The sequence below is a fragment of the Flavobacterium aquidurense genome (genome assembly GCF_002217195.1).
Classification (GTDB): Bacteria; Bacteroidota; Bacteroidia; order Flavobacteriales; family Flavobacteriaceae; genus Flavobacterium; species Flavobacterium frigidimaris.
The window spans coordinates 1-12,769 of record NZ_MUGR01000013.1 but is presented as its reverse complement, the minus strand read 5'-3'; the positions used below and the strand labels follow the sequence as shown (position 1 = coordinate 12,769).

9 protein-coding genes and 1 tRNA gene are annotated in these 12,769 nt (G+C 36.4%); 7 read left to right on the top strand and 3 right to left on the bottom strand.

Features of this window, described 5'->3' with window-relative positions; translation table 11 throughout:
• Positions 1–101: 101 nt before the first annotated feature.
• A tRNA-Pro gene (locus B0A67_RS07190) sits at positions 102–176 on the bottom strand.
• Positions 177–470: 294 nt separating this feature from the next.
• Between B0A67_RS07190 and B0A67_RS07185 the strand changes: the two genes are divergently transcribed.
• From B0A67_RS07185 to B0A67_RS07160, 6 genes are all read left to right on the top strand, one after another.
• Positions 471–1,238: a ParA family protein gene (locus B0A67_RS07185; RefSeq protein WP_072964837.1), complete on the top strand. Its 768-nt coding sequence runs from the start codon at positions 471–473 to the stop codon at positions 1,236–1,238.
• A 5-nt stretch (positions 1,239–1,243) separates the two neighbouring features.
• A complete protein-coding gene (locus B0A67_RS07180; RefSeq protein ID WP_072964838.1) occupies positions 1,244–2,146 on the top strand; it encodes a ParB/RepB/Spo0J family partition protein in 903 nt (300 codons plus the stop codon).
• Positions 2,146–2,706 (top strand): DUF5683 domain-containing protein, encoded by a 561-nt coding sequence (locus tag B0A67_RS07175; RefSeq protein WP_072964839.1) that lies wholly within the window; start codon positions 2,146–2,148, stop codon positions 2,704–2,706. The genes B0A67_RS07180 and B0A67_RS07175 overlap by 1 nt, the downstream gene beginning before the upstream one ends.
• Positions 2,707–2,742: 36 nt before the next feature.
• Positions 2,743–3,447: a 4-hydroxy-tetrahydrodipicolinate reductase gene (gene dapB / locus B0A67_RS07170; RefSeq protein ID WP_072964840.1), complete on the top strand. Its 705-nt coding sequence runs from the start codon at positions 2,743–2,745 to the stop codon at positions 3,445–3,447.
• A gap of 64 nt (positions 3,448–3,511) precedes the next feature.
• Positions 3,512–5,068, top strand: coding sequence for a signal peptidase I (lepB, locus tag B0A67_RS07165; protein ID WP_072964841.1), 1,557 nt, complete (start codon positions 3,512–3,514; stop codon positions 5,066–5,068).
• A 95-nt stretch (positions 5,069–5,163) separates the two neighbouring features.
• Positions 5,164–5,781 carry a WbqC family protein gene (locus B0A67_RS07160; protein WP_072964842.1) on the top strand — a complete coding sequence of 206 codons (618 nt, stop codon included), beginning with the start codon at positions 5,164–5,166 and terminating at the stop codon, positions 5,779–5,781.
• Positions 5,782–5,893: 112 nt separating this feature from the next.
• Here B0A67_RS07160 and B0A67_RS07155 read toward each other — a convergent pair whose 3' ends face one another.
• Complete coding sequence (locus B0A67_RS07155; protein ID WP_072964843.1) at positions 5,894–7,195, bottom strand: S28 family serine protease; 1,302 nt, start codon at positions 7,193–7,195, stop codon at positions 5,894–5,896.
• A gap of 181 nt (positions 7,196–7,376) precedes the next feature.
• Between B0A67_RS07155 and B0A67_RS07150 the strand changes: the two genes are divergently transcribed.
• Positions 7,377–8,597, top strand: a complete 1,221-nt coding sequence (locus tag B0A67_RS07150) for a M24 family metallopeptidase (protein WP_072964844.1) — start codon at positions 7,377–7,379, stop codon at positions 8,595–8,597.
• A gap of 200 nt (positions 8,598–8,797) precedes the next feature.
• Here B0A67_RS07150 and B0A67_RS07145 read toward each other — a convergent pair whose 3' ends face one another.
• On the bottom strand, positions 8,798–12,652 hold the full coding sequence (locus B0A67_RS07145; protein ID WP_072964845.1) for a M43 family zinc metalloprotease: 3,855 nt from the start codon (positions 12,650–12,652) through the stop codon (positions 8,798–8,800).
• Between the last annotated feature and the right edge of the window lie 117 nt (positions 12,653–12,769).

Genomic DNA, 12,769 nt, shown 5'->3' with positions numbered 1-12,769 from the left:
CAAGCTTTGCGTTTGATCCACTATATCTTCTTAATTATCAAGCAAAAATCTTAAGTATAAAGCAAAAAAAAAGTCTTTTCAAGAAGATGAAAAGACTTTTGTCGGGGTGGCAGGATTCGAACCTGCGGCCTCCTGCTCCCAAAGCAGGCGCGATAACCGGGCTACGCTACACCCCGTAAGCGGGTGCAAAGATAGAACTATTTTTTGCTTATCCAAAACAATTTAAAAAATAATCTTAATTTAACATTTAGATCTCTTTTTAAGGATCCAAACGCAATTTTGGTGCTTTCTGATCGAAAACAACAATAAAACAGCACGAAATTCCTTTAGTCTTTTCATCCGTAAGAGAAATAAAATTCTTCAAAACACGCACCATACCACGATTAATGCAACTTTATCAAATGTTAACAAAATAGATTTTCAGAAACCATAAATAATTGTATTTTTACGGTTCAAAATTCAGAAAATAAATGGGCAAAATCATTGCGATTGCTAATCAAAAAGGAGGCGTTGGAAAAACTACTACATCGGTAAATCTTGCGGCCTCATTGGGTGTTTTAGAAAAAAAAGTATTATTGATTGATGCTGATCCTCAAGCCAATGCCACATCTGGCCTTGGAATTGATGTAGAATCTGTTGAGATTGGTACCTACCAGATACTTGAACACAGCAACACTCCAAAAGAAACCATTATAAAATGTTCAGCTGTAAATGTTGATGTGATCCCGGCTCACATTGATCTTGTTGCCATCGAAATTGAATTGGTTGACAAAGAAAACAGAGAATATATGCTTAAAAAAGCATTAGAAAGTGTAAAAGACGAATATGATTATATCATTATCGATTGTGCACCTTCACTGGGCTTATTAACCCTGAATGCTTTAACAGCTGCTGATTCAGTAGTAATTCCTATTCAATGCGAATATTTTGCACTTGAAGGATTAGGAAAATTACTGAACACTATCAAAAGCATTCAAAAAATACACAACCCGGATCTTGATATCGAAGGATTGTTACTAACCATGTACGATTCAAGATTACGTTTATCGAATCAGGTTGTCGAAGAGGTTCAAAAACACTTTAACGATATGGTTTTTGAAACCGTTATTCAGCGAAATGTAAAATTAAGTGAAGCCCCAAGTTTTGGAGAAAGCATCATTAACTATGACGCAACAAGCAAAGGAGCGGTAAATTACATTCATTTAGCGCAAGAAATTATAAAGAAAAACAGCAAATAGTTTTTATGACAAAAGCAATTAAAAAACAAGCCTTAGGACGAGGATTATCAGCATTATTAAAAGATCCGGAAAATGACATTACATCAGTAGAAGACAAAAATGCTGACAAAGTTGTTGGAAACATCATTGAGCTTGAAATAAGTGCTATCGAAATAAATCCGTTTCAGCCAAGAAGCAATTTTAATGAAGAATCGTTACGCGAATTAGCGACTTCTATTAAAGAACTTGGCGTGATTCAACCTATTACTGTTCGAAAATTAGAGTTCAACAAATACCAGTTAATTTCCGGAGAACGTCGTTTGCGTGCTTCAACATTGGTAGGTTTAACTCATGTTCCGGCGTACATTCGTATTGCAAATGACAATGAATCATTGGTTATGGCTTTGGTTGAAAATATTCAGCGCCATGACTTAGATCCAATTGAGATCGCACTTTCGTACCAACGTTTGATTGACGAAATTCAATTGACTCAGGAACAAATGAGCGAGCGTGTCGGAAAAAAACGTTCTACAATTGCCAATTATTTACGCCTTTTAAAACTTGATCCAATTATTCAGACTGGTATTCGTGATGGTTTTATCAGTATGGGTCACGGTAGAGCCATTATCAATATTGAAGATTTAGATGTTCAGACTGATATCTACCAAAAAATAGTAAGCCAGAACTTATCTGTTCGTGAAACAGAAAGCCTTGTGAAAAATTATCATGAAAGCTTAAAACCAAAACCGGAAGGAAAAGCAAAAGCCGAATCGTCTTTTGAAATTCTGGAAGAGAAAAAAAGTGTATTCAATGATTATTTTGGTGCGAAAGTTGATGTAAAAGTCGCCGGCAACGGAAAAGGAAAAATTACAATTCCTTTTAATTCTGAAGCTGACTTTAATAGAATTATAAAATTAATAAACGGATAGTGAATAAGATTGTCCCCATAAGTCTATTGTTCTTTCTCATAGGAACCGTTTCTGTTTTTGCCCAGGTAAAAACAGAAACGGTTTTAGCTGTTAAAGACACTAGCAAGTTACAAGAAATAGACCCGCTTACACCAGCAAAAGCAGCCTTTTACTCGGCGATCTTACCAGGTTTGGGTCAGGCATACAACAAAAAATACTGGAAAATACCTTTAGTTTACGGAGCAATTGGTACGAGTTTGTATTTTTATATTGACAACAATAAAAAATACCACGATTATCGCGATGCCTACAAACGAAGATTAGAAGGTTATAACGACGATAACTATCAGTTTCTGGATGAAAGCAGACTTGTTGCAGGTCAGAAATTCTATCAGCGAAACAGGGATTTATCCGCTTTATTTGTTGTTGCTTTTTATGCCCTAAACATTATAGACGCCAATGTTGACGCCGCTTTGATTCAATTCAATGTAAACGAAAGATTATCAATGCGTCCGGAAGTATATCCAAACGATATAACTTTTCGACCAAATGTTGGACTAACTTTTAATTACCACTTTTAAATAGCTTTTGTTATTTAAACTCAAAAAATATATAAAATGAAAATTGCGCTTTTAGGATACGGAAAAATGGGTAAAGTAATCGAACGAATTGCTTTAGAAAGAGGTCACGAAATAGTTTTAAAGAAAGACGAATTCAATACATATGACGGACTTTCAACTGCTGACGTTGCAATTGACTTTAGCGTTCCAACCGCTGCAGTAAGCAATATCTCAAGCTGTTTTAACAACAATGTGCCTGTAGTTTCAGGAACAACAGGATGGCTGGAGCATTATGACGAAATGATAGCACTTTGTAACGAAAAACAAGGTGGTTTTATATCAAGTTCTAATTTTAGCCTGGGAGTTAATATTTTCTTCGAATTGAATGAATATTTAGCCAAAATCATGGCACAATTTGATTCTTCTTACAAAGTTACAATGGAAGAAATTCATCATACTCAAAAATTAGATGCTCCAAGCGGAACAGCTATTTCGTTAGCCAAAGGGGTTATTGAAAACAGCAACTATGCTGATTGGACTTTAGAAGAGGCAAAAGCAAATCAAATTCATATTGAAGCCAAAAGAATTGGCGATGTTCCGGGAACTCATACCGTAACTTACGACTCAATTGTCGACAGCATCGAATTAAAACATACTGCCCATAACCGCGAAGGTTTTGCTCTGGGAGCTGTAATTGCTGCCGAATGGCTTGCTGGTAAAACAGGGATTTACAGCATGAAAGATGTATTAAACTTAAAATAACAGATTGAAATTTTAAGGCCGAAACTAAAAAAGCCTTAAAACTTGAAACTTTAAATAAAATATTATGACTCTATATCTTTGGTTTGTATTTTTCTTAGCCGTACAAGTGATTCACTTTCTGGGAACCTGGAAATTGTATCAGGCAGCCGGAAGAAAAAGCTGGGAAGCTGCAATTCCCGTTTACAACTCCATAATTTTAATGAAAATAATCAGCCGCCCAACCTGGTGGACTTTACTACTTTTCATTCCTATTATTAACCTGATTATGTTTCCTGTTGTTTGGGTAGAAACCCTAAGAACATTTGGCAAAAAATCTACTTTAGATACATTATTAGGGATTTTTACTTTTGGATTTTATATCTATTACGTTAATTATACTCAGAAATTAGAGTATAATGCCAACAGAGAATTAAGACCGCAAAACAAAACCGCAGACACTATAAGTTCATTACTTTTTGCTATTATCGTAGCAACCTTAGTACATACTTATGTGGTACAACCTTATACAATTCCGACCTCATCGTTAGAAAAATCATTATTGGTCGGTGACTTTTTGTTTGTAAGTAAAGTCAATTATGGCCCTCGTGTACCGATGACAACCATAGCATTACCAATGGTTCACGATACCATACCATTCTTAAAAAGAAAATCATACTTAAGCTGGCCGCAATTACCTTATTTCAGATTGCCTGCTTTCGAGAAAATAAAACGATCAGACATTGTAGTTTTCAACTGGCCCGTTGATACCGTTCATTATTTCTATGAGCCAAAAGGAAGGCCGGGAATCATCAAACCGATTGATAAAAAATCAAATTATGTAAAAAGATGTGTTGGTATTCCTGGCGACAGTTTATCAATTGTAGACGGTTTTGTTTTTATCAACGGAAAGAAATTAATCTTACCGGAACGCGCCAAACCACAATATTCTTATATCGTAGCATTTGACGGAAAAACACCTGTCGATTTACAATCTCTTATCAAAGAATTGGACATCACTGACGGAGGCTATTTCAAAAATGAGCAAACAAGAGATACCATTTACTTCAGAGCCCTGACAGAAGCAAGTGCTGAACGTTTTAAAAACACTCCTGGTGTCAGCGGTGTAATCAGACAAATTGACAAAGGAAATGACAATGCGATATTCCCTCATATCAACAAGTGGAGTCAGGATAATTTTGGTCCAATTTATATTCCTCAAGCAGGAAAAACGGTTGCACTAACAAATGAATCTTTGCCATTTTACAAAGAAATCATCACAAAATACGAAGGAAATACGCTGCAGTTAGACGGTTCACATTTCTTAATAAACGGAAAACAAGCGAACAGCTACACCTTCAAACAAGACTATTACTGGATGATGGGAGACAACCGTCATAACTCTGAGGACAGCCGCTATTGGGGTTACGTTCCTGCAGATCATATCGTAGGAAAACCAGTTTTTATCTGGATGAGCTGGGACACAAACGGAAAAGGTATTAACAAAGTCCGTTGGGACAGAGTTTTTACCACTGTTGATGGAGAAGGACAGCCACAATCTTACTTTAAATATTTCCTGATTGTTCTTGCCGCTTATTTTGTAGGTGAGTATTTCTGGAGAAAGAGAAAAGAAAATAAAGCATAAAATATAGTTTTTTTTTGTCTCAGGTTTCAAGTTTCAGGTTCTTTGCGAACATGAAATCTGAAACCTGAAACTTTTAACACAAAAATCAATGTAATATGAATTCCCTATTACTTCCTACCTATTTTCCGTCAATTAGCCACTTTGCAGTTATGGCTCAATCTGAAAATATTACTTTTGAAATGGAGGATAATTTTCAGAAACAGACCAATAGAAACCGTGCTTATATCTATAGTCCAAACGGAATTCAGCTACTGAATATCCCTATTAAACATTCAAAAACAATACATCAAAAAACAAAAGATGTTTTGATTGAGAATGAATTCGACTGGCAAAAACAACATTTTAAATCATTGGAAGCCGGATACAGAAGTTCACCCTTTTTTGAGTTTTTCGAAGACGACATTCGTCCAATTTTTGAGAAACAACATACTTTTCTAATGGATTTAAACATGGAGGTGCTGGATATCGTAACCAAATGTTTACGAATGAAATTAGAGTTTTCTAAAACTACCGAATATTTCCATGAGGCTACAGACATCTCCGATTTCAGGTTTTTAGCAAATGGAAAAAAAGATCCTAACACATTCGAAAAATACACTCAGGTTTTTGATGACAAACATGGATTTATCAACAATCTAAGTGTTTTAGATTTGATCTTTAATGAAGGTAAATTTGCGATGGATTATTTGAAGACGCAAAAGCTGCTGATCTAATTTTAACCCTAATCACACAAATTTTCACAAATTAATTCGTGCTGATCCGTGACCCGAGCGATGGCGAACAGGCGAAGTAAATTCGTGACGGATAACTTTGCTAAATTCTGTTTTATTTTTTTTCTGAGAGATCTTTTATTTCTAACCATCGGGCTAACGTTTCCATGATTCGCTTTTTATCGTTCTCAGGAAAATCTTTTACTCTTGTAGAGTGACTTCCGGTTGGAAGAACCATTTTTAAGGCATCCAGTTTCGGGCTTGGTGTTGGAGCGCAAGAAAACCAGGTATCATAACCTCCGTAGACATACAAAATTTTATCTCCTTTGTTTTCGACATATTTTCGAACTTTCTTAATATATGCAGGATGGTATTTGATCTCAACGCCTTTTGGTGCAAATCGATCATTTGAGGAACTTTTTACAACTTGCAGCAAATCGGCAACGGGAGTTAAATCAAAACCATAATACCCCAGCTCACTTAAATGCTGATAATAGGACGGCAGATAATTAAAATAATTTATGTCATTGTAAGTTCTAACACCTACAACATCATTCAGATAATTGAATAATTCTTTTGGCAGGGCTGTTACTGGCGGAATTGCATCACATTTTCCTCCCCATTGCCAAAACGAAAAAGGAAATTCCAGAACGGCATATTCTAAAGATTCATTAAATGGCACTTCGGTAAATGTCATTTTTTTAGCTGCTGCATAATCCGCAAACTCCTTTAAAACTGCTTCTCTATTTTGTAAAACTGCTCTCTGAAATGCCGTGATTTTTTCTCTGCACTCTGCTGTTCCAACAGTTTTTGTATGATTTATTGTTCTTGGATCTTCCTGTGTATTAATTAACGGAGCCACATAAGGCATCGCCACATCGACATCGTTTGGATATTTTGACTTATAAATCAAAGCCGTTTCTCCTCCTTTACTTATTCCGGTTGAAATCCATTTTCCTGAATATATTTGTTTCAGTTTACTCACAATAGCATGATAATCTTCAATCGCCTGATCGTTTGTCAGATATTCCCAAGGAAGCGGTTCCGGACGTGATTTTCCGTAAAAACGATATTCAACCGCAATTTGATTTGCGTTTAGCAATATACTTACTTCACTCTTACTATTATTGGTATTATAACCATGCGTTTCAATAACCATAGGTTTATTAAAATCAACATGTGAGAGATAAACATAATGTTTGAATGTTCCTTTTTGAGGATTTTTATGATCTAACGGCTCGTCTAAAATCAATTGATATGATTCTGAATAACCTGCTAAGTTTTCTATAACGGTAATTTCTGCTTTGGGAAACAATTGTGTAAGCTTTTGAAGTAAATCTGATGTTGTTTGCGCAGATCCTATATACGGCGTCAGAACAAAAAACAGCACGACTAACAAACTTTGTATTCTTTTCATTTTTTAAGGTTTAATTGAATTTTAAAAATACAGGCATTATCTCTCTAAATTTGATAGTATATTACCATCAAATTATTCTATTTTATCTACTTGAAGTTAAAATAACACTATCCGAAAATAATTACTTAATTTTAATCCGAAACTAAAATTGACTTGAATTATTAACTTTAAAATATAGAAAATGACTATTGGAGTTGGCGGATCTAATGCAAATACTGAACTGGAAAAAATACAAAACATGACACTGAATGTAAAAGTCATTCAGCCGGAAGAATACCTGCTGCGTATTCAAAAAGCAGTGTCAATTATCAAAACGGCTGGTTTCAAGGCTCTTTACTTAAATGCCGGAACTAATCTCTATTATTTTACAGGAACTAAATGGAATGCTTCGGAAAGAATGGTGGGTGCACTATTATTTGAAGATGGAAGTTTAGAATACATCGTTCCTAAATTTGAAGAAGGCACTTTTAATAAATACAAACAAATTGACGGGGAAATTAATTGCTGGGAAGAACATGAATCTCCTTATGCTTTATTTGGTAAAATACTTCAAAATAAAAACATCAATAGCGGTAAAATTGCTTTAGACGAATCTGCCGGTTATTTTTTAATTGATGGTGTAGTAAAAGCCAATACTGCTTATGAATTCGAAAACGCACAACCTGTTACCGCAGGATGTCGCATGCAAAAATCCAAAAATGAAATCGCTATTATTCAGCAGGCAAAAGAAATCACAATGGTGGTGCAACGCGCTGCTGCCCGCATTTTGCATCCCGGAATAACAGTTGAAACTGTAACGGATTTTATAAATAAAGCCCACATTAAAGCAGGAATTCCTTCAGGCTCTTACTTCTGTATTATTTTGTTTGCCGATGATTCTCAATATCCGCATGGTGTTACTATTCCGCAGGATTTAAAAGAAAATGATGTTGTATTAATTGATACGGGTTGCCGCCTAGAAGGTTATTTATCGGATATTACGCGTACTTATATATACGGAACTCCAACTGAAGCACACACAAAAATTTGGAATTTAGAGAAAGCAGCTCAAAAAGCAGCTTTTGATGCAGCACAATTAGGAGCAACATGTGGCTCGGTTGATGATGCAGCCCGAAAGACAATTGCCGAAGCTGGTTTAAGCCCTGATTATGAACTTCCGGGACTACCTCATCGTGTTGGTCACGGAACAGGATTAGACATACACGAATATCCCTATCTTGTAAGGGGTAATAGTACAGTTTTGCAAGAAGGAATGGTGGTAAGTAACGAACCAATGATTTGTATTCCGGGGCAATTTGGAATTCGTCATGAAGATCACTTTTATATGACATCAGAAGGTCCAAAATGGTTTACAACTCCTATGCACAGTATTGATAATCCGTTTGGTATTGATGTAAAATAATTCAACTTCCGTAGATACACAACAAAATGATACCACTGCGTACCTACGGCACGCTATTTTTTACAATACATATTTTCTAGCAATATTTAGTGCCTAACGGCACATTATCAACACTTGATTAGTATAATTTGATATTTATTAATCAAACAAAAAAGGGGAAACGATAATCGTTTCCCCTTTTTCTTATAACCAAACTATAATTATTTAATTAACAACTTTTTGTTTTCAGTAAAGCTTCCGTCTGTAGCCACTACGATATAAACTCCTTTTCTAAGCTGACTAACAGGATATGAAGTTACATTGTTTTGTAAAACGTCAACTAGATTTCCCGTACTATCATAAATAGTTATTTTTATACTTGCCGCATTTAGATTTTTAAAGCTAAAATTAACTACTTCTGAAGCCGGATTAGGATACATTACAAATGACTTCGTAGAATCGATTTGGTCTGCTCCTGCGCTTCCGTTTTGTAAATCAATCGTCAATGGAGCACTCCAATCACTAAATTCTGTAGCGTTTTTTGCTCTCACTCTAAATTGGTAAACGGTTTGCGTTCCTTGTTTTGGAATCCATAAATAATAGTTTGTCGAAGTTCCAAACGTTGTCCAGCCGGTCGTTGAATTATTCAATTGCACTTCATAACCTGTAGCATTAGAAACTGTATTCCATGAGGCGTAAAATCCTGTCGCATATACTCCCGCATTACCAATATTAGCAGGCGTTGCCAATGTTACCGGATTTGGTGTTGTTACGGTTCCTGAAATTACGGTATAATCCTCTACATCACCATCCACTATATTACCGCAAGCCAATGGGGCTGAATAATACTTCATTACGATTCTCATCCTTGCAGATCCTGTAAAAGCAAGTGGAGTAAAACTTCCGGTAGCAGTTCCGTTAGATGAAATTCCACCAATTACTTTTTCTGAATCTTCAAAAATGCTGTTCTTATTATAATCGATCCAGATTCCCCAATATTCTAAATAGGCATCTCCTGAGAAACCAGGCGTAAGACTTACATTTGTAACCGCACCAGGTGCTACCGTTATTACCTTAGAAGTATAGTCAGTATACCCACCTGCATCTTTCCCGGAAGCATTAGTAAAACTTCCAATAGTTACTGAATTGATGTATTCGTATTTGTTATCAGCCTGAGTGGTACAATAAGCTGAATTGGCTGTAATCGTCGCAGAAACTTCATTAGAATATGCCGAATAAATGGCATTTGCTTTTGCGCGAACTCTATATTTATAAGTATTTCCAGCAGTTAAACCTGTATTTGTATATGTTAACGCTGTACTTGGCAATGTTACTATCTCGGCAAAAACATTATCAGCTCCTGCTCTTTCAATTGTGATGTTTGTAGTATTCACAGCATTATTAACCCATGCCAATTGCACTTCTAAAGTAGTATTATTAGCAGTAGCTGTCAGACTTGTTGGAGCTAAAACTGTTGTAGTTGCGTGAGATCCTGCCAAAATTGATTCGTTAGGCTTTGTATTATACGCATAATCCAAAACGCTATAACCAACTCCTCCTGCTTCTACTTTTACATGCATCCAACCGTAACAAGTACGTCCTCTGCTTTTATATTCGAAACCTATATATCCGGTTTGATTGTCCCATGCTGTATAAGTTGCAGTCCTTAAATCTAACTGATCCGGATATGCAGCACCGGGAGTTACAAAATTACTTGATCCTCCAATTGAAGTTCCCTGACTAATTAAGGAGATATTTCTAGTTCCTGTCTGGCCTACTAATCTTTTACCATAAGTCTCCATTTTTAAAGCTGCAGCCGTAAATTGCCAAACTCCATATTCTGTATTATCTCCTATTGCTAAATCAAAATACTGCCATGTTTGTGCTGCCGAAGCCACATAATCAGGGTTATTTACATAGAAAATCCCGTAAGGTGCATCAAATTTCAAATTGATTGTTTTGAAAGTACTATCGAGAGTCGAAATTCCGCCTGTGATTGCAGCGTCTTTAAAGGTGACAACAACAGCAGTATCATTGGCAGGAAGATGTGCCGTCGCTTTTCCTGTAAAAGATACCGCTACTTTATTATTTGACTGAAGTGTTAATACCGCCGTTAATCCCGCAGGAACTCCGGTTACGGTATAATCAGTTCCTGCTGTAAAGGTTCCTGTGCTTTTTGTAAATGTTGCATTATTAGTCGATAAGGAAATCACACTGGTTGTGGTAACGCCACCGTCATTGACTTCTGCTTCATACAAAACACTTTCTGATAATGTTACCGCAGTTTTATTTGACATTCCGGTATAAATTGGTGCATTGGGTTGTGTATTATAGGCATATTCAGAAATGGTAAATGCATTTCCGCCCACAGCAACGTCAACTTTAAACCATCCGTAACAAGTTTGTCCTTCGATTTGGTATTCAAAACCTACATATCCGGATTTTCCATCCCAAGCGGTATATGTTGCCGTTCTTAAATCTAACTGATTAGGGTAAGCACCCGGAGCAGTCATATTACTTGCTGGTCCTACGGCTACATTTTGTCCCAGTAAAGAAATATTTCTGGTTCCGGTTTCGCAAGCTAGCTTTTTGCCATAAGTTTCGATTTTTAGTGCATTTGCAACATAACGCCAGGCGCCAAATGAGGTATCGTCTCCTTTTGCGATGTCAAATGCTTTCCAGGTTAAAGCTGAAGAAATATTTATATTTGGTATATCAACAAAAAATATCCCGTACGGATCTGTAAATTTTAAATTGAAAAATAAAGAAGTACACGATAAACCTGTTGTACCTCCGGTAAATGCTGCGGGCAAAAATGTAATTCCGGCTGTTGTATTTTGCGCTATAGCATGATTAACTGCTTTTCCTGTAAGGGTTACTGTTGCTTGCCCGCTTGAATTTACTGTAATTACTGGTGTAATACCTGCCGGAAAAGTGTGCGTAAAATGTGTTCCGGCAGTCATTGTTCCCGAGCTCAACGCAAAGGTTTTGCCTGCGCTTAATGTTACAACAGCTGGCGTATCAAAAGCTCCATCATTTACCACTGTTTCTTTTAATGTGGTTACACTCGCCACTAAACTGCTTTCTGTTGCGTTTACTCCTGTGTCTATTAAATTTTGGGGCTGCCAAAGTGTAATTCTTGCAGGATGCTGTAACGCTGCCAACATTCTGTCGATTTGTCCCTGAGTGTACATTTTGTAGCAGCCTTGCGCTCCATTATATCCCATGTAGTTTTCGAAGTTTACTTTATCTCCGTTACAATTTGTTCCGGGTGTGCAAGCAAGTGTATGCAACCCATCTTCCGGTGGTGTATCAGCAATTTCATCCGTTCCGGTACAGCCTCCTTCAAAAGTGTGAATTAGATTTAGGAAGTGACCAAACTCATGTGTTAGGGTTGCGGAAAATTCTTTGCTGTAAGAGTTATCATAAAGATACGCACCGTTAAAAACAACACGCGCCGTATTGTTTGCTGTCATGTCAGAATTTGGATACCACGCAACTCCGGAATTATTAAAAATACCTTCTTTATACAAATCATTCTGAATGTAAACGTTCATGTATTTTGTATTGTCCCAGGCATCTGCAGCAATCTGGTCGTCATAACCGCCACCATTTCCGTAACCGTTTTTAGCAGCATGAAAAACGACACCGGTTGTACAGCCTCCGTTTGGATCTTTTTTGGCCAGTTTAAATTCGACACTTATGGTTCCTCTTCTTGCCTGAAAAAAAGGTTCAACGGTTTGATAATCTGCATTTCTTCCGTTAAAGTCATCGTTTAATTGCGCCAGGTGGTTTACAATCTTTTCGTATGTAATTGTTTTTCCACTTTGAACATCTCCATAAATGTGAAAAACTACAGGAATGGTGTAAGTAAGCGCTGCCGTTTTTCCGGTTTTGCTTTTACGCTGAACCGTAAAGTTCTTTGTAAAATTTTCAAAATCTTTTTTTTCCTGAAACGAACTTGGGTTAGCCCGATACACTTTTGCATTTTCTTCAGTTGTCCGGCAAGGAAGTCCCTGCCCGCTCATTTTTCCTACTGAAAAAACCAGCAATAACATTAGTAATTTTATTTTCATACTATTTTTAGGTTAAATTGTTGCCACCAAAATTACCAACATACGTACTATTTTACTGATACTATCTTAATTAAAAACAATACATAATTAACAACTTTTTAACTTTAAAAGAACACA

What these genes read in the sequence shown, in the direction of transcription:
- B0A67_RS07185 (WP_072964837.1), top strand. Translation starts at nt 471, where the DNA reads ATGGGCAAAATCATTGCGATTGCTAATCAAAAAGGAGGCGTTGGAAAA.
- B0A67_RS07180 (WP_072964838.1), top strand. Translation starts at nt 1,244, where the DNA reads ATGACAAAAGCAATTAAAAAACAAGCCTTAGGACGAGGATTATCAGCA.
- dapB (WP_072964840.1), top strand. Translation starts at nt 2,743, where the DNA reads ATGAAAATTGCGCTTTTAGGATACGGAAAAATGGGTAAAGTAATCGAA.
- lepB (WP_072964841.1), top strand. Translation starts at nt 3,512, where the DNA reads ATGACTCTATATCTTTGGTTTGTATTTTTCTTAGCCGTACAAGTGATT.
- B0A67_RS07160 (WP_072964842.1), top strand. Translation starts at nt 5,164, where the DNA reads ATGAATTCCCTATTACTTCCTACCTATTTTCCGTCAATTAGCCACTTT.
- B0A67_RS07155 (WP_072964843.1), bottom strand. Translation starts at nt 7,195, where the DNA reads ATGAAAAGAATACAAAGTTTGTTAGTCGTGCTGTTTTTTGTTCTGACG.
- B0A67_RS07150 (WP_072964844.1), top strand. Translation starts at nt 7,377, where the DNA reads ATGACTATTGGAGTTGGCGGATCTAATGCAAATACTGAACTGGAAAAA.
- B0A67_RS07145 (WP_072964845.1), bottom strand. Translation starts at nt 12,652, where the DNA reads ATGAAAATAAAATTACTAATGTTATTGCTGGTTTTTTCAGTAGGAAAA.